This is a genomic window from Bradyrhizobium sp. 35 (assembly GCF_023073215.1).
Classification (GTDB): Bacteria; Pseudomonadota; Alphaproteobacteria; order Rhizobiales; family Xanthobacteraceae; genus Bradyrhizobium; species Bradyrhizobium canariense_D.
The window spans coordinates 263475-287524 of the sequence record NZ_JADPJC010000157.1 but is presented as its reverse complement, the minus strand read 5'-3'; the positions used below and the strand labels follow the sequence as shown (position 1 = coordinate 287524).

The 24050-nt window shown below is 65.6% G+C and carries 17 protein-coding genes and 1 pseudogene; 12 read left to right on the top strand and 6 right to left on the bottom strand.

The genetic code is table 11. The features are described from left to right. Positions 1-119 precede the first annotated feature (119 nt). From IVB36_RS33660 to IVB36_RS33605, 12 genes are all read left to right on the top strand, one after another. Positions 120-1496, top strand: a complete 1377-nt coding sequence (locus IVB36_RS33660; RefSeq protein ID WP_018458555.1) for a sensor histidine kinase — start codon at positions 120-122, stop codon at positions 1494-1496. Positions 1497-1654: 158 nt separating this feature from the next. Continuing rightward, on the top strand, positions 1655-3055 hold the full coding sequence (locus tag IVB36_RS33655; protein ID WP_018458556.1) for a hypothetical protein: 1401 nt from the start codon (positions 1655-1657) through the stop codon (positions 3053-3055). 100 nt (positions 3056-3155) lie between these two features. Next, positions 3156-3425: a hypothetical protein gene (locus IVB36_RS33650; protein WP_007593394.1), complete on the top strand. Its 270-nt coding sequence runs from the start codon at positions 3156-3158 to the stop codon at positions 3423-3425. A gap of 131 nt (positions 3426-3556) precedes the next feature. Then, positions 3557-4672: a c-type cytochrome biogenesis protein CcmI gene (gene ccmI / locus IVB36_RS33645; protein ID WP_026233608.1), complete on the top strand. Its 1116-nt coding sequence runs from the start codon at positions 3557-3559 to the stop codon at positions 4670-4672. A 37-nt stretch (positions 4673-4709) separates the two neighbouring features. Then, positions 4710-5219: a cytochrome c maturation protein CcmE gene (ccmE, locus tag IVB36_RS33640; protein ID WP_026233609.1), complete on the top strand. Its 510-nt coding sequence runs from the start codon at positions 4710-4712 to the stop codon at positions 5217-5219. Further along, positions 5216-7198 (top strand): heme lyase CcmF/NrfE family subunit, encoded by a 1983-nt coding sequence (locus IVB36_RS33635; RefSeq protein WP_018458559.1) that lies wholly within the window; start codon positions 5216-5218, stop codon positions 7196-7198. Before ccmE ends, IVB36_RS33635 begins: the two co-directional genes overlap by 4 nt. A 4-nt stretch (positions 7199-7202) precedes the next feature. Further along, on the top strand, positions 7203-7685 hold the full coding sequence (locus IVB36_RS33630) for a cytochrome c-type biogenesis protein (protein WP_026233610.1): 483 nt from the start codon (positions 7203-7205) through the stop codon (positions 7683-7685). A 232-nt stretch (positions 7686-7917) separates the two neighbouring features. Then, positions 7918-9501, top strand: a complete 1584-nt coding sequence (locus tag IVB36_RS33625; RefSeq protein WP_247394490.1) for a Do family serine endopeptidase — start codon at positions 7918-7920, stop codon at positions 9499-9501. Positions 9502-9784: 283 nt separating this feature from the next. Beyond that, positions 9785-10465 carry a response regulator transcription factor gene (locus IVB36_RS33620; protein WP_035969420.1) on the top strand — a complete coding sequence of 227 codons (681 nt, stop codon included), beginning with the start codon at positions 9785-9787 and terminating at the stop codon, positions 10463-10465. Continuing rightward, positions 10449-11903 (top strand): ATP-binding protein, encoded by a 1455-nt coding sequence (locus tag IVB36_RS33615; RefSeq protein ID WP_247394488.1) that lies wholly within the window; start codon positions 10449-10451, stop codon positions 11901-11903. Before IVB36_RS33620 ends, IVB36_RS33615 begins: the two co-directional genes overlap by 17 nt. Beyond that, positions 11900-14890 carry a bifunctional [glutamine synthetase] adenylyltransferase/[glutamine synthetase]-adenylyl-L-tyrosine phosphorylase gene (locus IVB36_RS33610; protein WP_247394486.1) on the top strand — a complete coding sequence of 997 codons (2991 nt, stop codon included), beginning with the start codon at positions 11900-11902 and terminating at the stop codon, positions 14888-14890. Before IVB36_RS33615 ends, IVB36_RS33610 begins: the two co-directional genes overlap by 4 nt. Before the next feature lie 152 nt (positions 14891-15042). Further along, positions 15043-15936 carry a LysR family transcriptional regulator gene (locus IVB36_RS33605; RefSeq protein WP_018458564.1) on the top strand — a complete coding sequence of 298 codons (894 nt, stop codon included), beginning with the start codon at positions 15043-15045 and terminating at the stop codon, positions 15934-15936. A gap of 3 nt (positions 15937-15939) precedes the next feature. Here IVB36_RS33605 and IVB36_RS33600 read toward each other — a convergent pair whose 3' ends face one another. The 6 genes and pseudogenes from IVB36_RS33600 to IVB36_RS33575 form a co-directional block, all read right to left on the bottom strand. After that, a complete protein-coding gene (locus tag IVB36_RS33600) occupies positions 15940-18270 on the bottom strand; it encodes a PAS domain-containing sensor histidine kinase (RefSeq protein ID WP_018458565.1) in 2331 nt (776 codons plus the stop codon). A gap of 227 nt (positions 18271-18497) precedes the next feature. Further along, positions 18498-19871, bottom strand: a complete 1374-nt coding sequence (locus IVB36_RS33595) for a cation-efflux pump (RefSeq protein ID WP_085362399.1) — start codon at positions 19869-19871, stop codon at positions 18498-18500. A 214-nt stretch (positions 19872-20085) separates the two neighbouring features. After that, positions 20086-21054, bottom strand: a complete 969-nt coding sequence (locus IVB36_RS33590; protein ID WP_018458567.1) for a zinc-binding dehydrogenase — start codon at positions 21052-21054, stop codon at positions 20086-20088. Between the two features lie 25 nt (positions 21055-21079). Further along, a pseudogene (locus tag IVB36_RS33585) lies at positions 21080-22073 on the bottom strand (nitronate monooxygenase family protein). A 1027-nt stretch (positions 22074-23100) separates the two neighbouring features. Continuing rightward, a complete protein-coding gene (locus IVB36_RS33580; protein WP_085352311.1) occupies positions 23101-23748 on the bottom strand; it encodes a hypothetical protein in 648 nt (215 codons plus the stop codon). A gap of 70 nt (positions 23749-23818) precedes the next feature. Beyond that, the gene (locus IVB36_RS33575) at positions 23819-24019 is read right to left on the bottom strand and encodes a hypothetical protein (RefSeq protein ID WP_247394484.1); all 201 of its coding nucleotides are present in this window, start codon (positions 24017-24019) and stop codon (positions 23819-23821) included. Between the last annotated feature and the right edge of the window lie 31 nt (positions 24020-24050).

The following is a 24050-nucleotide window of genomic DNA, read 5'->3' as shown; positions in this document are numbered from 1 at the left end:
CGCGGTGTCTCGAACTATCTCGTCTAGACGTATCTTGGCTTGACGGGCGGCGCAGCAGGGGCCTTGTTCAGGTCATGAGTTCCGACGCCATGCCACCCCGCGCCTCCGGGATCATTCCGATGCCCGCCAGCTCGCTTGCGAACCGCCTGTTTCTGTCGGCGACCGCGTGGCTCGTCGTGATCCTGGCCATCACCGGCGTGGTGCTGTCGTCGGTCTACAAGAACGCCACCGAGCGCGCCTTCGACCGCCGGCTCAATCTCTATCTCCGCACGCTGATCGCCGAGGTCGCCACCCCCGACGAGCCGCCGGACCGCCAGTTCCAGTCGCTCGGCGAGCCCTTGTTCGAATTGCCGTTGTCCGGCTGGTACTGGCAGATCACGCGGACCGACACCGAAAAGCCGGAGGTGCGCTCCTCGCGCTCGCTCTGGGACAAGAAGCTGCCAAAGCTTGAAGAGCAGGGCACCGAGCTCACAGCCGCGGGCATCCGGATCGCTTATGTCGACGGTCCAGAGGGACAGAACCTGCGCATGGTGGAGCGGCCGGTCGATCTCGGCGCGGACGGCAAATTTCTCGTCAGTGTCGCCGGTGACGACACCGAGATTTTCGACGAGACGCGCAGTTTCGATTACTACCTCGGCGGCACCTTCACCGCGCTCGGTATCGTGTTGCTGCTGACCACCGTGTTTCAGGTCCGCTTCGGTCTCGCGCCGCTCAAGCGCATCTCCGAATCCATCGCCGACATCCGGTCCGGGCGGGCGGAGCGGCTCGAGGGCGAGTTCCCGGTCGAGATCGCACCGCTGGCGCGCGAGACCAACGCGCTGATCGACGCCAATCGCGAGATCGTGGAGCGCGCGCGCACCCATGTCGGCAATCTCGCCCACGCCATCAAGACGCCGCTCTCGGTCATCGTGAACGAGGCCGGCGCGCATGCCACCGATCCGTTCGCGGCCAAGGTGATGGAGCAGGCCGACGTGATGCGCGACCAGGTCGCCCATCATCTCGAGCGCGCGCGCATCGCGGCGCGGGTCTCGGTCGTTGCGACGGTGACGGAGGTGGCACCGGCCATCGAGGCACTGCGGCGGACCATGGAGAAGATCCACCGCGGCCGCGGCATCGTGGTCGAGGCCGAGGCCGATCCGTCGGCGAAATTTCGCGGCGAGCGGCAGGATCTGGAGGAGATGGTCGGCAACCTCGTCGACAACGCCTGCAAATGGGCGGCGTCGCGGGTCTTCATCGAAGTTCTGGCGGAAGCGCCGCAGCAGGCGAGCATCGGTCCGCGGCTGCATATCATCGTCGACGATGACGGCCGCGGCCTGTCGGAGGCCGAGCGCACCCAGGTCTCACGGCGCGGCCAGCGGCTCGACGAGTCCAAGCCCGGATCGGGCCTGGGACTGTCGATCGTGACCGAGCTCGCTGCGCTCTATGGCGGCAGCCTCTCCCTCGGCCGCGCACCGACGGGGGGCCTGCGGGCGGAGCTGGTCCTCCCCGGAATATAATCCCTTGTTCCGACGCGACTATTTGGCTTGCGGCACCCCGATCCGGACGAAACCAGGGGTATTCGGAGCGACTTCCTAAACGGCTTCTTAAGTGGCCCCACCTATGATCGAGGAGGACGGATCCCACGTCCGCCATTTACCGTTCATTACCCGGGCGCATGAGCCAGACATCGATCGAGCGGCTGAGGGACTATCTCGCGCAGCTCCCGCCGCAGGCGCAGGCGCTGCTGATGCGAGAGTTCGAGCGTGCGCTCGAGCGCGGCCAGGACACGGCCGTGGCAACCCTCGTGCTCGATCAGCTGCGCAAGATTGTCCGCAAGACGGAAGCCGACGAGGCCGCACCGCCGCGTACGGACGATCTGTCGCGGCTGCTGTTCCAGGTGCTGGAACCATTCCTCGTCGAAGCAGGCGCTCCGATCCGGGTCGGGCAGGTCCGCCGCTCCTCGCTGGCTCCGATCTGGCAATGGCTCGGCCGCGACGGTGCTCCGGACAAGCTGAAGGAACTCGAGGCGGCGCTGGCGCGCACGCCGGCCGACAGCGCAGGCCAGGTCGAAGCGCTGACCTCGAAGCTCCAGGCGGTCGCTGCGGATGCCATCTTCGAGCTGACGGGGCCGGGCGGGGGCGACAAGTCGCGTGCGCTCGCACGCGTTGGCCCGCCCAACGTGATCGAGGACTTCTATTCGAGCGGGGCGGTGCTCGCGGTCCGCGACGCCATTGCCACCTTGAACGAGAAGCTGCCGCGCTCTTTGCGCGCCTTCGGCGATGCCCAGATCGCATCGGTGACTGCAGCGCTCAACATTCCCGTCCTCCAGACCCCGCAGATGCTGCCCTTCGCGCTCTCCATCGTCGTGCAGCGGATGACCGCGCCGTGGCAGATCATCCGCCTCGCCATCAAGATTGCCGCATCCGACGACGAGATCCGTGTTGCGGCAACGCCCTACGGCGTCGCCGTCACGATCGCGCTGCATGATCTGTCCTGCGTGGCGGCCATCCTGCGCATGGACATCAAGCGCGGCCATTTCGACAATGTCGCCGCCAATCTCAAGACGCTGCACGACGGCGTGCGAGGCCTGCGTACCGAGCTCGACCTGCGCAACGATTCCGCCTGGGGCAAGCAGTTGACCTCGATCCGGGCCGACATCTCTAACGCGCTGCAATCCGAGATCGACAGTGTTCCCGGCCGCGTCCGCCGCATCCTGCGCCAGCGCGCCGAGAAGGACATTCCGCCGGGCGCGCGGATCGACAGCACCGAGGTCGAGGAAACCGTCGCGCTGATCGATTTCGTCGCCACCTGCCGCAATTATGCGAGCGAGCTTGCGATCAACGAGGTGACACTGCGCACCTATTCCGACCTCCAGCAATATGTCGAGCGTTCGACTGAGCAGCTGGTGCAGTCGCTGCGCGGCGCCGATCACAAGGTCCGCACCTATCGGCAGCAGCAGGTGCAGGCCGCGATCCGCTTCTGCCAGGTGCTGTTCGGCGATGATTATGCCTCGCTGATGAGCCGCGCCGCGGAGAACGCGGCCACGGGCGAGCGCAAATCGTCGCGCGCTAGCTGATCCAGGCGCATATTTCAGTAGTCACAATTTCAGGTTGACGGTGTCGGTGGCTGGCCCTACGGTCGCCGTGCAGGTTTTTTATATTTCTATCTGTGGGCGCATGAAATCCGTTATCAGTTCCATCGAAATCGAGAATCGCGTCGTTGTTGCCAAATATCAAAGGCTGATGGTCGGCGCGAAGGTGGTGCTGGTCGAGAAGGCAAGCGGTCGGCAGCTTCCTGAGACCGTCACCAGGGTTGCATCACCCGTTCCCGTCGGGGCGTTGCGCATCAGATTGCCCGACGCTATCGAGCCGGGAACATATTTCCTGAAGGCCTTCAACGGGCATGGCGAGGACGCCGCTCAAAGCGCGGACTTCGAGATCGGCTAAGCCGTTGGATTTTCACCATTTCGGGACTGTGCGCGGTCGCGCCGAATTGACAATTGTCAATTGCCGCATCGTCCGGCCGTGGTGTAAAGCGACCTGTGGGCGCGGCTTGCGCGCTGCCGGAAGCTTGCCAGATGATGCTATGGTTCGTGTTCGCGCTGATGACGGTCGCGGCGATCTTCGCCGTGCTTTTGCCGCTCGGCCGTAGCGGACGCGCGCAAAATCAGGGCAGCGAGGTCGCGGTCTACAAGGACCAACTCGCCGAGATCGAGCGTGATCTTGCCGCAGGGCTGATCGCCGCGCCCGAAGCCGAGGCCGCGCGCGTCGAGGTCAGCCGCAGGCTGCTTGCCGCGGCCGGCAGCGAGCCCGCAACGGCACCGAAATCCAGCCTCAAATGGCGCCGCGCGGCGGCCGTGCTGGCGCTTGCCGGCCTGCCGCTGGTTGCGATTGGTGTCTATGTGCCGCTCGGCTCGCCCAGGCTTCAGGACTTTCCACTGGCGCAGCGGGAGCGCGGATCCGGGTCCGGCATGGCGCAGTCGCTCGAGAATCTGGTCGTACAGGTCGAGCAACATCTGGAAAAGAATCCGACCGACGGGCGCGGCTGGAACGTGATCGCGCCCGTGCTGGAACGGCTCGGTCGCTTCGACGACGCCGTGCGCGCCTATCGCAACTCGCTCACCTACAATGGCGAGAGCGCGGAGCGCCGGTCCGATCTCGGCGAAGCGATCTCGGCCGCCGCCGGCGGCGTCGTGACCGCCGAAGCCAAGACCGAGTTCGAGCGCGCGCGCGCGCTCAGCGCCGACGACCCCAAGGCGAACTATTTTCTCGGTCTCGCCGCCGAGCAGGACGGCCGCAAGGCCGATGCCGCCAATATCTGGCGCGCGCTGCTGGCGAAAGCGCCGGCGGATGCGCCGTGGCGACCTCTGGTGCAGACCTCGCTCGCGCGGGTCGGTGGCGGTGGCGCGACGATGCCGGCGCTGTCGGATGAGACCCTCGCAGCTTCCAAGGACATGAAAGAGGTCGATCGCAACGCGATGGTTCGCGGCATGGTCGAACGGCTCGCCACGCGCCTCAAGCAGAACGGCGACGACGTCGAGGGTTGGCTGCGCCTGGTGCGCGCCTATCTCGTCATGGGTGATCGCGACAAGGCGGTGGGGGCATCGACCGATGCCCGCCAGGCGGTTGCCAACGATGCAGCACGGTTGCGCCAGCTTGATGAAGGCCTCAAGACACTCGGGCTCGACGGATGATGATGTCAGGACGAGACGGGCAGGGAATGGATACGCCATGACGCGCAAGCAGCGACGTATGACCATCATCGGCGGCTCGCTTGCCGTGCTCGCCCTCGCGGCCGCGCTGGTGCTCAACGCTCTGCGCGATTCCATCGTGTTCTTCTCGACGCCGACCATGGTCGCCGAGAAGCACGTTGCGCCCGGCAAGCGGTTTCGCCTCGGCGGCCTGGTGCAGCCCGGCTCGCTCCAGCGCGGCGACAATCTCGCTGTGACCTTCGAGGTCGCCGACGGCGGCGCAAAGCTTCCGGTCGCCTTCAAGGGCATTTTGCCCGATCTGTTCCGCGAAGGGCAGGGCGTCGTCGCCGAAGGCGCGCTCGATGCTGACGGCGTGTTCAAGGCCGACACCGTGCTCGCCAAGCACGACGAGACCTACATGCCAAAGGACGTCGCCGATGCCCTGAAGAAGCAGGGGCACTGGAAGGATGATTACGGCGCCAAAGCTTCCGACGGCGTCAAGCCCGCGGCCACGACCGCGCAGGGCAATCCGCAGGGAGCAGTTCGGTGATCGCGGAGTCAGGACATTACGCGCTGGTGCTGGCGCTCGGACTGGCACTGATCCAGTCCATCGTGCCCCTGATCGGCGCGCGGCTGCGCGATGACGCGCTGATGAATGTGGCGCGCTCCACTGCGCTGGCGCAGCTTCTGTTCGTCGGTGCGTCGTTCATCGCGCTTGTGATGCTGCACGTGGAGTCGGACTTCTCCGTCGTCAACGTCTACGAGAATTCCCACTCCATGAAGCCGCTGCTCTACAAGATCACTGGCGTGTGGGGAAACCATGAAGGCTCGATGCTCTTGTGGGTGTCGATCCTCGCGCTGTTCGGCGGATTGGTCGCGGCCTTCGGCAACAATCTGCCGCTGTCGCTGCGCGCGCACGTGCTGGCCGTACAGGCGTGGATCGCCAGCGCCTTCTATCTCTTCATCCTGGTGACCTCCAACCCGTTCCTGCGCATCACCAACCCGCCGATCGAGGGACGCGATCTCAATCCGGTGCTTCAGGACATCGGTCTCGCCGTGCATCCGCCGATGCTCTATCTCGGCTATGTCGGCTTCTCAATTTCGTTTTCCTTCGCGATCGCGGCGTTGCTGGAGGGGCGGATCGATGCCGCCTGGGCGCGTTGGGTGCGGCCGTGGACGCTGGTCGCCTGGATCTTCCTGACGCTCGGTATCGCCATGGGCTCGTACTGGGCCTATTACGAACTGGGTTGGGGCGGCTGGTGGTTCTGGGACCCGGTCGAGAACGCCTCGCTGATGCCTTGGCTTGCCGGCACCGCGCTGCTTCATTCGGCTCTGGTGATGGAGAAGCGCAACGCGCTGAAGGTCTGGACCATCCTCTTGTCGATCTTGACCTTCTCGCTATCGCTGCTTGGGACCTTCCTGGTGCGCTCGGGGGTCATCACCTCGGTGCATGCCTTCGCGACCGATCCAACCCGCGGGGTGTTCATTCTCCTGATTCTCTGCCTGTTCATCGGGGGCAGCCTGTCGCTGTTCGCGGGGCGCGCGACGTCGTTGAAGCAGGGCGGCCTGTTTGCACCGATCTCGCGCGAGGGTGCGCTGGTGCTGAACAATCTGCTGCTCACTGTGGCCTGCGCGGTGGTGCTGTTCGGCACGCTCTATCCGCTGGCGATGGAGATGCTCGCCGATTTCAAGATGTCGGTCGGCGCGCCGTTCTACAATCTCACCTTCGCTCCGCTGTTCACGCTATTGCTGCTCGCCGTGCCGTTCGGGCCGATGCTGGCGTGGAAACGCGGCGATCTGCTAGGCGTCACCCAACGCCTGCTGGCGGCCGGCGTTGCCGGGCTTATCGCCGTCGCGATGGTCTGGGGCTGGGTGCGCGGCGGCAGCGCGCTCGCGCCATTGGCAATCGGACTTGGCGTCTTCGTCATTGCCGGCGCCGTCACGGATCTGGCCGAACGAACCGGCTTGTTCCGGCTGCCGTTCGCGACGACGCTGCATCGTGCCCGCGGTCTGCCGCGCTCGGCCTGGGGCTCGGTATTTGCGCATGCCGGCCTCGGCGTTGCGCTGATCGGAATCGTCTGCGAGACCACCTGGAACAGCGAATATATCGCGACGATGAAGCAGAACGACGTCGCCCATGTCGCCGGCTATGACGTCAAGCTGGACGGCCTGTTTCAGCGCCAGGGACCGAACTTCCACGAGATGATCGCCGAATTCAACGTCAGCCACGACGGCGAGATGCTCAGCGTGATGACGCCGTCCAAGCGCAGCTTCACCACCCGCGGCTCCTCGACCACCGAGGCCGCGCTGCTGACGCGCGGCGCCAGCCAGCTCTACATCTCGCTCGGCGACGCCACTGCCGAAGGCGCCATTGCCGTGCGCATCTATCACAAGCCGCTGGTGCTGCTGATCTGGTGGGGACCGGTGCTGATGGCGTTCGGCGGCGTGCTATCCCTGTCGGACCGGCGCCTGCGAGTCGGCGCGCCGAAACCGGCGCGTGCCAAGCAGCGCCTGCAGCCGGCGGAGTGATCTGATGCGCCGAATGATGGTCGCGTTCATCGCGCTGATGCTGCTGGCCTTGCCTGCGGCGCATGCCGTGCAGCCGGACGAGATCATGTCGGATCCGGTGAAGGAGTCGCGTGCACGCGATCTGTCGCGTGAGCTGCGCTGCATGGTCTGCCAGAACCAGTCGATCGACGATTCCGATGCGCCGCTGGCGCGCGATTTGCGGCTCCTGGTGCGCGAGCGTATCGCGGCCGGCGACAGCAATTCGCAAGTGCTCGATTTCCTGGTCGCGCGCTACGGCGAGTTCGTGCTGCTCAAGCCGCGCTTCGAGCGCCAGAACATGCTGCTGTGGCTGCTCGCGCCGTTGCTGCTGATTGGCGGCAGCCTGGCGCTATGGCTGCAAATCCGCCGGCGCGCGCGAAATGGTGCAGACCTACCGGCTCCGCCGCTCACGCCCGACGAGGAAGCGCGGCTCGCCGCATTGATGGCGGATGAAGCCAAATCCAGCTAGCTACGTTGCTGCGCGCATCAAGCCGGCACTGCGCGGGGGGTCCTGGAACTTGGTCAAGTTCCTGCAGGTTCACTAGTTTTGGCCGCGATAAACTGCCGCATCCGCATGTCCGGTTCATTACAAAAGTTTAACCCCGCCGCCAGCGCACGGTAAGGCGACAGCCCCCATCTTCAGGTCCGTAAGGTGCCGCCGTCAGGCGCCAAATGGATTTCAAGGCCCTGGAGATCTCTGCATGACCGACCGTTCCGACCTCTCGAACCTTCCGTCCTACCGGCAGCCCCGCCGGCCCGTTTTCTCGGCCCGCAAGATCGCGCTGATGGCCTCGGTCGTCGCCGGCCTCGGCGCCGCCGTCCACGGCTTCGGCACGTCAACCTCGCCCGCCGACCTGTTCTCGACCCCGGCGCTTGCGCAGGTCAACAACGAGGTCCGCAAGGTCGAACGCCCGATCGGTTTCGCCGACATTGTCGAGCGCGTGAAGCCGTCGGTGATCTCGGTGAAGGTCAACATGAAGGAGAAGACCGCGAGCAACGACGACGGCGATGATTCCTCCTCGCCGTTCCAGCCGGGCTCGCCGATGGAGCGGTTCTTCCGCCGCTTCGGCGGTCCGGATGGCGTCCCGGGCCTGAAGGGTGGTGGCGGTCGTGGCCGCGTCGTGCAGGGCCAGGGCTCCGGCTTCTTCATCTCGGCTGATGGCTTTGCCGTGACCAACAACCACGTGGTCGACGGCGCCGACAAGGTCGAGGTCACCACCGACGACGGCAAGACCTACACCGCCAAGGTGATCGGTACCGACCAGCGCACCGACCTTGCCTTGATCAAGGTCGAGGGCAGCTCGAACTTCCCGTTCGCGAAGCTTGCCGACGGCAAGCCGCGGATCGGCGACTGGGTGCTCGCGGTGGGCAACCCGTTCGGCCTCGGCGGCACCGTGACTGCCGGCATCGTTTCGGCCAGCGGCCGCGACATCGGCAACGGCCCCTACGACGATTTCATCCAGATCGACGCCCCCGTGAACAAGGGCAATTCCGGCGGTCCCGCGTTCGACACCAATGGTGAGGTGATGGGCGTCAACACCGCGATCTACTCGCCTTCCGGCGGCAGCGTCGGCATCGCGTTCTCGATCCCCGCCAGCACCGTGAAGAGCGTGGTGGCGCAGCTCAAGGACAAGGGCTCGGTCAGCCGCGGCTGGATCGGCGTGCAGATCCAGCCGGTGACACCCGACATCGCAGACAGCCTCGGCATGAAGAAGGCCGAAGGTGCGCTGGTTGCGGAGCCGCAGGCGAATGGTCCGGCGGCCAAGGCCGGCATCGAGTCCGGTGACGTGATCACGTCGGTCAACGGCGAATCGGTCAAGGACGCGCGCGAGCTCGCCCGCACCATTGGCGGCCTGGCGCCCGGCGCGACCGTGAAGCTCAACGTGCTGCACAAGGGCCAGGACAAGGTGGTGAACCTCACCCTCGGCCAGCTGCCGAACACGATCGAAGCCAAGGCCGACATCGACAAGGACAGCGGCAAGGGCGCGAGCCGCGGCACCGACGTGCCCAAGCTCGGCATGACCGTCGCGCCCGCCGATTCCGTGGCCGGCGCCGGCAAGGAAGGCGTCGTGGTCACCGAAGTCGATCCGAAGAGCGCCGCAGCCGAACGCGGCTTCAAGGAAGGTGACGTGATTCTCGAAGTCGGCGGCAAGAGCGTGAGCACCGCCGGCGAAGTTCGCGACGCCATCAACACGGCGCGGACTGACAACAAGAACAGCGTCCTGATGCGGGTGAAGAGCGGCGGTCAGTCGCGCTTCGTCGCCGTGCCCATCGCGAAGGGCTAACCAAGGGCTCGGCCTCAGGAGGCCTCCGAGATGAAGGGTGTCGCCGGCATCAGTCGCCCCCGCCGACGGCGCCCTTCGGGGGAGCAGCGCAACGTTTGCTTCCCCTATCTACCTTCCGGTGGAATACGCCCCCCTCCGTCGGAAGGCCTAGGGCGGTGAAGTCCCCCCAGCTTCACCGCCCGCCTTTTTCTCGATGCCAGAGTCTCTCACTCGGCTTGCATGCGATTGCCGCTCGCGCCATGTTTAGAGAAGGTTCACTCCCTTGACCGTTGCCGAACGCACGATGCGCCTCCTCATCATCGAAGACGACCGCGAATCCGCCGACTACCTCGTGAAGGCTTTTCGTGAGGTCGGGCACATTGCCGACCACGCCGCCGACGGCGAGGAAGGCCTTGCCATGGCCGAGAACGGCGATTACGACGTGCTGGTGGTCGACCGCATGCTGCCCAAGCGCGACGGCCTGTCGGTGATCGGCGCGCTCCGCGACAAGGACGATTCGACGCCAGTGCTGATTCTCTCCGCGCTCGGCCAGGTCGACGACCGCATCAAGGGCCTGCGCGCTGGCGGCGACGATTATCTGCCGAAACCCTATTCCTTCGCCGAGCTGTTGGCCCGGGTCGAGGTGCTGTCGCGCCGCCGCGGCGGTCCGGCCGAGGACACGCTGTACCGCGTCGGCGATCTCGAGCTCGACCGGCTCTCCCATCGCGTCGCGCGCGGCAAGGACGAGCTGACGCTCCAGCCGCGCGAATTCCGCCTGCTCGAATACCTCATGAAGCATGCGGGCCAGGTGGTGACCCGCACCATGCTGCTGGAGAACGTCTGGGACTATCATTTCGATCCGCAGACCAACGTCATCGACGTCCACATTTCGCGGCTGCGCTCCAAGATCGACAAGGGTTTTGAGCGGCCGCTGCTGCACACGATCCGCGGCGCGGGATACATGATCCGTGACGGCATTCGGTAAACTCGTCCGCACCACGGCATTCCGGCTGACGCTGGTCTATTTGCTGTTGTTCGCGATGTTCGCGGCCTCGCTGCTGGCCTATTTCGCCTGGAATACGCGGCGGCTGATCACCGAGGAGATCACGCAGACAGTCAATGCCGAGACCTCGGAGATCAGCGAGATCTACGGCCGCCGCGGCTTGCGCGCTCTCGTGCTCGCGATCGAGTACCGGGCGCTGCGTCCGGGTGCCAACCTCTATCTCGTGACGACGCCGACCGGGCAGGCGATCGCCGGTAATGTCGGCTCGCTGGCGCCCGGCGTGATGGCGAAGCGCGGCTGGTCCGAGACCGCCTACCGGCGTATCGAGGACGCCGACGATCGCGACCACCTTGCGCTCGTCCGCGTCACCGAACTGGAAAACGGCTTCCGGCTTCTGATCGGACGCGATCTGGCCGAGCGGCGACGGCTGTTCGGCATCGTGGCGAAGGCCGCGCAATGGTCGATCCTGATCGTCGTTGTGCTCGGCCTGGGCGGCGGCATCTTTGTGGCGCGCAGGGTTTTGAGGCGCATCGATGCGATGAGCGGCACCGCCCATCGGATCATGACTGGCGATCTCAGCGAACGCCTGCCGGTAGGGCGCAGCGGCGACGAGCTCGACCGTCTCGCCGAAAATCTCAACGCCATGCTGGAGCGGATCGAGGCGCTGATGGCGGGGCTGAAGGAGGTCTCCGACAACATCGCCCACGATCTCAAGACGCCGCTGACGCGCCTGCGCAACCGCGCCGAGGAGGCGCTGGCGAAATCCGGCGGCGAGGCCGATTACCGCGCCGCGCTGGAGCGGACCATCGAGGAATCCGACGGGCTGATCCGTACCTTCAACGCGCTTCTGATGATCGCGCGCGCCGAGTCCGGGCAGGCGCGCGGCAACATGGATGATTTCGACGCGGCCGATGTCGCCAACGGCATTCACGAACTCTACGAGCCGCTGGCCGAAGACGACGGCATGACTTTGAAGGTCAGGTGCGAGCCGACGCCGGTTCACGCCAACCGCGAGTTGATCAGCCAAGCCCTCGCCAATCTTGTCGAGAATGCGATCAAATACGGCAAGCCGGTCGCGCAATCCGCGGGAACCGTGGTCAGCATGGAGGGCAGGCAGATCACGATCGAATCGAGGCGCGAGGGCGATCAGGTGCTGCTCAGCGTCACCGATCGCGGTCCCGGAATCCCCGAAGGCGACCGCAAGCATGTGGTGGAACGATTCGTGCGGCTGGAAGCGAGCCGCACGCTGCCTGGATCCGGCCTCGGTCTCAGTCTCGCCTCCGCGGTCGCGACATTGCATGGCGGTGAGTTAAGGTTGGGTGACGCCCAGCCCGGTCTTGTCGCCACGCTGGTGCTGCCGGCGCGCGCGGGCGACAGGGTTGCTCCGCCAATGCCGGATGTGCCACAGAAGGTGGCATGAACCACTCCGCGCCGGGAAACGCGGACAAGCATGGTGAGAGACTTGCCGCACGCTTCGCGGAGGCTCCCCATATTGCCGCTTCCGTCACCGACCAAGGACGTTTTGAAAGGTGGCTGGCCGAGCTCGAGCCAGCGCAATTCACCCGTCTTGAAGCGCTGCTGGCTCACCGCTTCGCGCGGGACATCCTGGCCGGCATCGCGGAATTCTCGCCTTATCTGTTTGAGCTGCTGCGCGCTGATCCGCAGCGCCTGATCCGGCTGCTGGAATGCGATCCGGATGCGCATCTCGCCACGCTGATCGCGGAGGCGAACGGCGCCGTGCTCGCGGCATCCGATGAAGCCGAGGTGATGCGGCTGCTTCGCCGCATGAAGGCGGAGGCCGCGCTCCTGATCGCACTGTGCGACATCGGCGGGGTCTGGCCGGTGATGCGGGTGACCGCAGCGCTCACCGATCTCGCGGTGGCCTCGGTGCGGGCGGCGCTTCAATACCTCCTGCGGCAGGAAGCCGCGCGCGGCAAGCTCTCGCCGCCCAATCCCGAGGCGCCGGAGGAGGGCTGCGGGCTGATCGTGCTTGCGATGGGCAAGATGGGCGCAGGCGAGCTGAACTATTCCAGCGACATCGATCTCATCGTGTTCTTCGATCCCGACAATACGACGCTTGCCGCGGATATCGAACCCCAGCCGTTCTTCGTGAGGGTGACGCAGGGGATGGCACGCATTCTCCAGCAGCGCACTTATGACGGCTACGTCTTCCGCGTCGATCTGCGCCTGCGTCCCGATCCATCCTCGACGCAGGTGGCGATTTCGCGCGATGCCGCGCTGAACTATTATGAGCGGGAAGGGCGTACCTGGGAGCGCGCCGCGATGATCAAGGCGCGAGTCTGCGCCGGCGATCCCAGGGCGGGCGCGGCGCTACTCGCGGAGATCGCGCCCTTCGTCTGGCGCAAGCATCTCGACTTTGCCGCGCTTGCCGACGTTCACGACATGAAGCGGCAGATGCAGACCTATCGCGGCCAGAGCGAGGTTGCGGTCGAAGGGCATAACGTGAAGGTCGGGCGCGGCGGAATCCGCGAGATCGAGTTCTTCGCCCAGACCCAGCAATTGATCGCCGGGGGGCGACATCCCGAACTGCGTGTGCGGCCGACGCTCGCCGCGCTCGGCGTGCTTGCTTCCAGCAACTGGATCACGGTTTCGGCGCGTGACGAGCTGACCACGGCCTACCAATTCCTGCGCCGGGTCGAGCATCGCCTCCAGATGATCGCAGACGAGCAGACCCACACGCTGCCCGAGGACAAGGAGGCGGTCGAGCGTTTCGCCTGGTTCTTCAGCTATCCGGATCGCGAGGCCTTTGCCCGCGACCTTCTGCGGCAGCTCGAGATCGTCCAGGGCCACTACGAAAAACTGTTCGAAGGCGACGATCCGACCGGCACGGCCAAGCTGCCGGCGCTCGACTACAGTGCGGGTCCCGACGATCCGCGGCTGCTTCAGTATCTGGCCACGCTCGGCTTCAAGAAGCCTGCCGCCGTCGCGCAGACCGTGCGTGACTGGATCACCGGCGAGTACCGCGTGTTCCGCGTCGAAGCGACGCGCAACGCATTCGTCGAATTCGTGCCGGCTCTCATCGACGGTCTCGCTCATGCCGAGGAGCCGGATCGGGCCGTCGTGGCGTTCGACCATTTCCTTGGAGCGCTTCAGCGCGGCGGCCGGCTGATCACGCTGCTCGGGCAGAACCGCGATCTCGTCGCACTGGTCGCCCTGGTGCTGGGCGCGGCGCCCCGACTCGGCGAGATGCTGGCGCGGCAGCCGCAGCTCATGGACGGCCTGATCGATCCGCGCTTCTTCGGTGCCATGCCCGACAGGCAGGAATTGTCGGGGCGGCTTGCGAGCACGGTGCAGGATGCCGGCTCTTACGAAGAGTTCCTCGACCGCCTGCGCCTGTTCGGGCAGGAGAGCCTGTTCCTGATCGGCACGCGCATTCTCTCGGGCACGGTCTCGGCGCAGCAAGCGAGCACGGCCTTTGCTGACGTCGCCGAGGGCATCGTCCATACCGTGCATGGCCTCGTCGCCGACCGCTTCGCCGCCCAGCATGGCCGGATCAAGGGGCAGGAGACCGCGATCATCGCGATGGGCCGGCTCGGCAGCCGCGAGATGACCGCGTCGTCCGATCTCGACCTGATCCTGCTTTACGATTTCGACGGCGACAGTCCGGACTCCGACGGTGCGAAGTCGCTGCAAGGTGCACATTACTTCGCGCGTTTCACCCAACGCCTGATCAGCGCGTTCACGACGCGCACCAATTACGGAGTGCTCTACGAGATCGACATGCGGCTGCGCCCCTCGGGGCGTGCCGGCCCTGTGGCCTCGAGCCTCGTCTCGTTCGCGGACTACCAGGCCAACGAGGCCTGGACCTGGGAGCACATGGCGCTGACGCGCGCGCGCGTCGTGTCCGCTTCGCCCGAATTCCGGGAACGGATCGAGCGCGTCATCCGCGATGTCCTGACCCGCCGCCGCGATCCCGGAATCATCGCCAACGATGTTGCCGACATGCGGCGCGCGATCGCCCAGGAGAAGGGCGAGGCCGATTGCTGGGATCTCAAATATGCCGCCGGCGGCATGGTCGACATCGATTTCATCGCGCAATATCTCCAGCTCGTGCATGCGCACGAGAAGCCGGAGATTCTCGACGCCGGCACCATGCAGGTGCTGGAAAATGCATGTAGGCTTGGCGTGCTCGCGCAATCGGAGACCGAGATATTGCGGGCCGCGGCGCGGCTGTATCACGACCTGACGCAGATCCTGCGGCTCTGCGTCAGCGACCGGTTCAAGCCGGAGACCGCCGGCACCGACCTTCTGCGCGTGATGGCACGCGCCGGCGATGCGCCGCATTTCTCCTCGCTGGAGGCGCGCGTGAAGGAGACGCAGAGCGAGGTGCGCCGTGTCTTCAGGGCGCTGCTGGAAGGGACGTCGTCGTCGGCTTCAGCGAGGTGAGCGCCTCCCGCACGTTCGGCTCCAAGCCCGCGCCGCGGGCGTCGCGGCGACGCGCTGGATGCAGCGCTAGGCATTCGTGGCGGTTTTTGCGTGTCGCAAGGGGTAGGGCATGCTAGCTTGCATGCCACCATACGATCCGAGGGAACGAACGGTTGCTCGACAAGCTTGAACTATTGCTGGCGCTGGCGAAGGAACGGCATTTCGGCCGGGCCGCCGAAATGTGCGGCGTGACGCAACCGACGATGTCGACCGGGCTGAAGCAGCTCGAGGAGATCCTCGGCGTGATGTTGGTCCAGCGCGGCTCCCGCTTCCAGGGTTTTACGCCGGAAGGCGAGCGGGCGCTGGATTGGGCGCGGCGGATCGTGGGCGATGCCCGCGCGATGCGTGACGAGATCAACGGGCTGAAGCATCAGCTCTCCGGCGAGATCCGAATTGCGGCAATCCCGACCGTGCTCGGTATGGTCGCTGCGCTGACGACGCCGTTCCGCGCCAGGCATCCCGAGGTGCGTTTCCGCATCCAGTCCACCACCTCATCCGAGGTGCTGGGGTTGCTCGAGAATCTCGAGGTGGATGCAGGCCTGACCTATATCGAGAACGAGCCGATCGGCAAGGTGCGCACCATTCCGCTCTACAGCGAGAGCTATCGTCTGCTCACCGCGCCGGATGGAATGTTCGGTGATCGCGAGACGGTGACGTGGCGGGAGGTCGGACAGGTGCCGCTGTGCCTGCTGACGCCCGACATGCAGAACCGCCGCATCATCGACCGCGCGTTACGTTCGGTCGGCGCCGAGGCGACGCCGACCTTGACCTCGAATTCGCTGCTGGTGCTGTTCACGCATGTGAAGACGGGGCGCTGGGCCAGCGTGATGCCGGCCAAGCTCGCCGAGACGCTCGGCCTGTCCGATACGGTGCGCTCGATCCCGATCATCGATCCCGATGTCAATTACAGCATCGGCATGGTGATCCCGCAGCGTGATCCGATGACGCCGCTGATCGCGGCGCTGGTCAATGTCGCGCGAGAAGTCGCGCCGTCGCTGCAATCGTAGAATTCAGGCCGCGGCCGATATTCCGGACGCCGACTTGATCGCGTTGCGGGGCAGGGTGACGCGCACGACGGTGCCGACCTCGAGTTTGGAGCGCAGCCGCATCGAGCCGCCATGAAGCTGCGCCAGCGAGCGGGCGATCGCCAACCCCAGTCCCGAGCCGTGATAGGTCTTGGTGAGCTGGCTCTCGACTTGCTCGAAGGGGCGGCCGAGCCGCGCCAGCGAATGCGGCGCGATGCCGATGCCGGTGTCGGCGATCATCAGCACGATCCTGTCGTCGAGCTGCCGGCTGCGCACCACGATGCGTCCGCCGTCGGGCGTGAACTTCACGGCGTTGGAGAGCAAATTGACGATGATCTGCTTGGTGGCGCGACGGTCGGCGACGACGGAGATGGACTTTGCGATGTCGGCGTCGAGCGTCAGGTGCTTGTCCTGCGCGCGGCCGGTGACGACCCGCAGGGATTCCGCCAGCGTCTGCGCCAGGTCGAGCTCTTCCATGTCGAGCTTCATGCGGCCGGCCTCGATCTTGGACATGTCGAGGATGTCGTTGATGACTTCGAGCAGGTAATGCCCGCTGGTCAGGATGTCGTGGCAGTATTCCTGGTACTTCTCCGAGCCGAGCTCGCCGAACATGCCCGAGCCCATGATTTCGGAAAAGCCGATGATCGCGTTCAGCGGCGTGCGCAGCTCGTGGCTCATATTGGCGAGGAATTTCGACTTGGTCTGGTTGGCTTCCTCGGCGCGGGTCTTCTCGCGCTGGTATTTCTCGGCGAGATCGGCGAGTTCGCCCGCCTGGCGCTCCAGGGCTGCCTGCGAGCGCTTAAGGTCGATGACGGTGGCGCGCAGGCGTAGATCGTTGTCGACCAGCTTCTGCTCGTGCTCCTTGATGCGGGTGATGTCGGTGCCGACCGAGACGTAGCCGCCGTCCTTGGTGCGGCGCTCGCTGATGTGCAGCCAGCTGCCGTCGTCGAGCTGCGCCTCGAAGGTCCGCGCACCGGGGCCCTGGCTCGCAGTCTCGTTGTGCCGGGTGCGAACCTCCGGCATGCGGCCGACCTCCAGCACGGTCTCGTAGGAGGTGCCGGGGATGACGGCGCTGTCGGGCAGCTTGTGCAGGCGCTGGAAGTGCGAATTGCAGAGCACCAAGCGGTCGCTGGCGTCCCACAGGACGAAGGCTTCGGGAATGGTCTCGATCGCGTCGCGCAGGCGCAAATCGGCTTCCACGGTCCGCTCGGCGAGGCTCTTCTGCTCGGTGATGTCGACCGCGATCCCGATCAGGTGAACGCTGGAATCGGTCGCGCCGCTGGTCTTCTCGCAGCGGACGCGGAGCCAGATCCAGTGGCCGTCGACATGCTGCATGCGGAAGGTCTGGTCGATGTGGTCGATCTTCTCGGAGATGAGCTGGTCGGCGATCTCGAACAGGTCGATGTCGTCGGACTTCACCAGCGCGTTGACCTCGCCGAAGGTGAGGAGCTCGTTGCGGCCGTCGAGGCCGAGCATTGAAAACATTGACTGCGACCAGAAGATGCGGCCGCGCGACAGGTCCCAGTCCCACAGCCCGCAGCGGCCGCGGTTGAGCGCGGTGTCGATCCGGCCGCGCACGGCGTCGTTGATCAGGTCGCCCTCGCGGGCACGGGTGGACTGCCAGTGGAAGGCGAAGCCGAGGATCAGGACCACGAAGCCGGTGGTGGCCGACAGCGTCACCGATAGCGCGGCGTCCGAGCCCCAGATCGGCTCGTTGCGCTCCTGGATCACGGTCACGAAGCCGGGCAACGATTTGATCTGCCGCGCGGTCGCCATTGCGGCGTTGCCGTTCGGCAGCGTCATGTCGGAGATGTTGTCGTCGCGCGGCGGTGCCGCCAGCAGTTGCGCCGTCGTGATTGCGTCGAGCAGGCGGTCGTTGCCCGAGGGATCGCTGTCGATCGGGATGCGAGCGAGGATGCGGCGGTCGATTCCAGCCGAGGTGACGATGACGTGGCGGCCCGAGGCGGTGCCCCAGGTTGGAATGAGGTCGGGCAGCAACGCCGGGAGGCTCTCGATGTTCTTCAGCCGCTCCTGTCGCCCGGAGGTGAGGCGGTCGATACGCTCGGCGAGCAGGTCGGCGAGCGCCGAGATGTCGTGGCGGATCACCAGCCGCTTCTGGCGCGTCTGGTCGACGACCTGCACGAACGCGCCGAGGCAGATCGTGATCAGGAATGCGATGATGAGCGTCGGCACGGCGCGGCGCAGCGCAGGCTCCGCTATCAGGAGCCGATGATAGGCAGGTTTCGCGATCGATTGCGCCAATCCTTTGATCGAATCGGATTGGACGCACGCGTTCGCGGCGTCTGCACGCGACATGCCTAAAGCCCCCTGGAAACCTGCTTGCAACTGGACTTCGGAAGCAGCCCCACATCGCTTCCGAATCATGGTCGATTTGAATCCAGATTTCGCGGGCTGTCGAGAGTCAACGAATCGTTAACGCGAATTTATTCTTATCCAACGCGCAGTTTGTGCGTCGTGCGTCCGCAAACTTACGTGCGCGGCGAGTCCGAAACGAGAACGTGTGACTCCTCGCACATTCTCTGTCACGCGCGCGGCGGTTCGGCGTGACTGATGACGCGTTTCACGCTCGGGAACGCGCGCCGCAACGCGCGCTCGATCGCATCGACATGCTCGTGCACCTTGATCACGCTCATCGACGGCTCGGCGCGGCAGTGGAAATTCACGATCTCGCCGGCGTCGGTGTTGCGGACGCGAACATTATGGATGTCGTGGATCTCGCCGCTGGCGGCATATTCCGTCAAGGCTGCGGCGATGGCCCGCACCCGTTCCGGTTCGGCATCGACCCCGAACGGCAGTTCCGGTTCCAGCGGCTCGATGTGGACGTCGACCTCGACATCTGCGCCGAACTCTTCCTGGATGTTGCGTTCCAGCGTGTTGGCGACGTCATGGGCGGCGTAGAGCTGCATCCCCCCGTCGACCTCGAGGTCGATGCTGACGATCAGCTTGGCGCCGAGATCGTGCACGGTGACGTGGTGGATGGCGAGGCCCGAATTGTGGGCGATGACCATGATGCGGTCGCGCACGGTCTCGTTGTCGCGCGCCACGGGGACTGCGGTGAAGGTGAGGTCGGTATCGCCGAAGGCCGTCTCGACGGCTGCTTGCGCGTTGCGCTTGATGTCCTCGACCCGGTCGATGGGGTAGGTCCGCGGCACCTTTGCGATCGTGTCGATAAACGTGGTGGCACCGACCATGCGCACGCGGAGCCGCTCGATGTCGATCACGCCCGGCACGCTGCGGATCGCGGCCGTGGCCGTCTCATGGGCGCCTTCCGGAGCGCGGTCCACCAGCGTCTGCACGGTCGAGCCGGCCATGCGCAGGCCGAGCAGGGCGATCATCACGGCCACTGCGGCGGCGGCAGCCGCGTCGCCCCACCAGAAGCCGAGGCCGGCGAGGATCAGGCCCACGATCACGGCGAACGAGCCCATCACGTCGGAGGCGAAATGCAGCGCATCGGCGGCGAGCGCCTGGCTCCTGGTCTCCCGTGCGGCACGGTGCAGGGCACGGGCGCGCCAGAAATTGACGGCGATGTCGATCACCAGCACGACGAAAGGGACGGCGGAGATCGTCGGCGGCGCAACTCCCTCTCGGAGATGGCTGTAGGACTGGACCAGGATTCCACCGGCGAGCACGTAGAGCAGGGCGGTGACGCCCAGTGCCGAGACACTTTCGAGCTTGCCGTGGCCGTAATGATGCTCTTCGTCCGCCGGCTTGTCGGACACCCGCACCACCGCCCAGGTGATGATGGTGGCGACCAGGTCGATCGACGAATGCAGCGCCTCGGAGATTAGCGCCAGCGAGCCGATCGCGATCCCGACCGCGAACTTGGCCGCCGCCATGCCGCCGCTGGCGAATATCGAGATCGCTGCGACTGAGGTCTTGTTGTGTTGGGAGCTCATGGCGGGGATTTAGCAGGCCGCGGGTGAACATCAAGCGACGATCCACAGGCGTAGACGCTAGTGAGTTGCAGGAGCGGGTGAACTCCGTCGTGCCCGGACTTGTCCCGGGCATCCACGTTCTTCGGAGCGACAAAGACGTGGACGGCCGGGACAAGCCCGGCCATGACGAGTGGAGAGACTGGTGCGCTGCCGCTCTCTCTGGTCGTCGCGGCCACTACACCGTCACGACGATCTTCCCCAGGTGCTTGTTGGCCTCCATGTGCTCGAAGGCCTTGTCGATGTCGTCGAAGGCAAACACCTTGTCGATCGGCAGCTGCAGCTTTCGCGACTCGACGGCGCCCCAGATGTCCTTGCGGACCTCCTCAAAAATCTCACGGACCTCCGCGACGGTGCGGGTGCGGAAGGTGACGCCGACATAATCGATGCGGCGGGCCGCGTGCAGGTCGAAGTTGAAATCGGCATGGGTGCCGCCGAGCCGGCCGACATTGACGATGCAACCCTTGACCTTGGTCGCCGCGAGGTTCTGGTTCGCGACCTTGCCCGAGACCTGGTCGACGATGAGGTCGACACCTTCGCCGTTCGTCGCCTTCAGCACCTCGTCGACCCATGAGGGGTCAGAGGAGTCGACCGCAAGATCGGCGCCATACTCCTTCAGCCGGCTGCGGCGATAAGCATCGGTCGAGGAGCCGATCACGAGCCTGGCGCCCTTGAGCTTCGCAATCTGCATCGCCATCAGGCCGACGCCGGAGCTTGCGCCCTGGATCAGCACGGCTTGCCCGGGCTGCACGCCGCCGATGGTGACGACGGCGTTGTGCATGGTCGCGAGTGCGACGGGCAGGGTGGCGGCTTCCTCGAAGTTCATGTTCGAGGGCGCGTGGAAAAGCCGGCCGTGATCGGCCAGCGTGTATTCGGCAAACGCCGCGCCGCCCGAGCCCATGATGCGGTCGCCGACCTTGAGGCCCTTGGCATCCGGTCCGAGCGCGGCGACCTCGCCGGCCCATTCCATGCCGAGCACGGTGCCGGCGCCGCCGGCCGCGCCATGGGCGTGGCCCTTGCGCATGCCGGTGTCGGCGCGATTGAGGCCACAGGCGCGGACCCGGACCAGCACCTGCGTGCCTTCAGGCTTTGGTTGAGCGACGTCGGAAATCGTAGCGCCACCAGGGCCGTAGACATAAGCCTTCATGAATTGCTCTCGCTTCTTGCAGTGATTATTCAGCAGCCTGCGCTGTCGGATGAACGATCATGCCTTCGAGCCGGCTGCGGATGATGGCCTCCGCTTCGCGCACGATGCGGGAGATCAGTTCCGCGCAGGTCGGGATGTCCTGGATCAGGCCCTGGACCTGGCCCGCCGACCAGATGCCTTCGTCCGAGTTGCCGGTCGCGTAGACCATCTTGCCGCGGGCGCCCGCGACGAGTTCGCGGATGTCCTCGAACTTGGCGCCTTCCTTCTCCATCGCTACGACCTTGGTCGAGCTCGTTCCTGGCGACGCGGGAGGTGTTGCGCATGGTGCGGAAGATCAGCTCGGTTTCGCGCTCGTCATTGGCCACGATCTTCTCCTTGATGAGCTGATGAATGGGGCTCTCTTTGGTCGCCATGAAGCGGGTGCCCATGTTGATGCCTTCGGCGCCGAGCGCCAGTGCGGCGACGAGGCCGCGGGCGTCGGCAAAGCCGCCGGAGGCGATCATCGGGATCTTGATCTTGTTGGCGGCGGCCGGGATTAGGATCAGGCCGGGGGTGTCGTCCTCGCCGGGATGGCCGGCGCATTCGAACCCGTCGATCGAGATGGCGTCGACGCCCATGCGCTCGGCCGAGAGCCCGTGACGGACGCTAGTGCATTTGTGCACGACCTTGACGCCGTGCTTCTTGAACTCGTCGACATGCTCCTGCGGCTTGTTGCCGGCGGTTTCGACCACCTTGATGCCGCTCTCGATGATGGCGGCGCGATATTCGGCATAAGGCGGCGGCTTGATTGCGGGCAGGATGGTGAGGTTGACGCCAAACGGCTTGTCGGTGAGATCGCGGCAGCGGGCGATCTCCTTCCTGAGGTCCTCCGGTGTCGGCTGGGTCAGCGCCGTGATGAAGCCGAGCGCGCCGGCATTGGCGACGGCGGCGACCAGCTCGGCGCGCCCGACCCACTGCATGCCGCCCTGGACGATCGGGTGCTCGACTCCGACGAGCTTGGTGAACCGTGTCTGCAGCATGATCTGTTTCCCCGCTTGCGTGGCGCTCTTTTATCGGTCGATGCCGGCAGGATGCCGCCCGGGTCGGGAAAAGTCTATTGCGAGGGCGTGCGGTGGAGGCGGGGCGATCATGCGGGGAGTGGGGGGATTCCGTGAGGCGGATAATTGACGCGGGCTCGTGTCCCGGACGCGCTGCAACGCCTCTTCGCGTTGCCGCGCAGAGCCGCGACCCATGCCCAGCGAGCGCTCTGAAAGATGGGCGCCGGCTCTGCAGCGCACGGTCGAACCGGACGATGCTTCGCTCTGCCGGGGGATGCTGCGCTGCGTCCGGGGCACGGACGCACAATCTTCCGATCAATCTCGATCCGACTTGCAAACAGCAGACGCATCTTCGCATCCTCGCGGCGCATTTCGCCCGAGCTTTGCCTGATCGCATCGCCCTCGTCGTGAGAAGGGCGCAGGGAAGGCCGGGCGCCGGCTGGCACCCGCAAGTCCGTGCGCCAGAAGAATGCACACGGGGTGGACCACAGGTCAGCCAATCGCCCGGCCTTCCCTGCGCGGTGGTTTACGGCTTACTTCGTGCTCTCCCCGGGGAGCGATGCACTATTGCCCCCGTCGCCCCGCAGATGGCTGATGCAAGCGCCCGGTCGGGCAGCACGCATCACCACAGGACTTGACGCACAGACCCCGGGCGTCAGGACCACACGACTTCGCCGTCCGCGCACGTCCTCGCTGGGTCTTCGGGAGCTGGCGTGTGCTCGCACCCGAAGCCATGCGAAGACGCTGTCGGCGCCGTGTCGTAGGCGCGAAAGCCTGTGCTCACGGTTTCCCGCCCTGCAAGGCTCGCCGCGCCCGACGCCGTCGCGTCCATCGCTGCCCCACCCGCGGTCCGTGACGATCGCGATCCGCCCCTTGTCCCGGGTCAGGGTGTGTCGTAGGTGCGCCAAATCCGAATTTCGGTAAAGTGGAATATTTTGGCAGACGGGGATTGACAGGCGGCGCGCGAAATTTGTGCGGCTGTTTTGCCCGACGGGCGAACCCTGCCGGGCTATTCCGTCGACAGCCGCACCATCTGGCGGCCGCCGTTCATTTCCTTGAGGCTGTTGACGAAGTTTTCGGGGCGCTGCCAGCGGTAGGGGACCTTCAATCCCATGTACTCGGCGATGTCGCCGATGAAGCCGGTGCAATTGGTGGTCTCGGCGTTCCAGACCGGCGAGCTCGCCTGCAATTTCTTGATATAGGCAAACACGCGCTTGGCGTCGGCTTCGTTCAGATATACGCGGTAGTTCGCGGTCAGATACTCCGGGTCGAGATCGCCGTAGCTCGCGCCGGTCTCCGCCGGCACCCAGGTGAGGTGACCAAGCACATAGGCCCAGGTGTCGCCGGCGGGCGTGAGCCCTGCCACTTCGACGGCGCGCTCGCTGGTCTTGCCGTACCAGACGAAGGCGTGGCCCCAGCTCGCCGCCGTGCGGGCGCGGAAATCGACGTAGTACGGACCTTTTTCCGCGCGCGCGACCGGGCGCCGGGTCGATGGCGCCGGCCGTGATACGGTGTCGGTCGTGGCAAGCGCGTTTGCGTCAGCAACGCGCTTGTTCGCTTCGTGGGCCGAGGCCGAAGGTGTCGTACACGCGAGCATGGCCGCGAGCGCGAATCCCGCAAGGATGCAGGGTCCCGATCGATCAGGTTTGTTCGTCACGCTGTGCCCCTCGACTGTCGGCCACTCACGCAGAGTCTACGCTTGCTTCTGCGGGTATTTCGCTAACGCGTCAGTAGCGCGCTGCGACGGGGCCGGGCGCCTTGCCGATCGGGGCCTTTCCAACCGGGCTCTTGCCAATCGGCATCTTGCCGATCGGCGCCTGCTCCGAATAGACGGGAACGGGCTGCCGGCGCGGCAGATCCGCGGCATTCGCGACCGTTACCAGAGCAAGCGTAGTACCCACGACAAATACAATCTTCTTCACAGTCATACCCCTAGAAGGTTTGGTCCAAACACGGCAC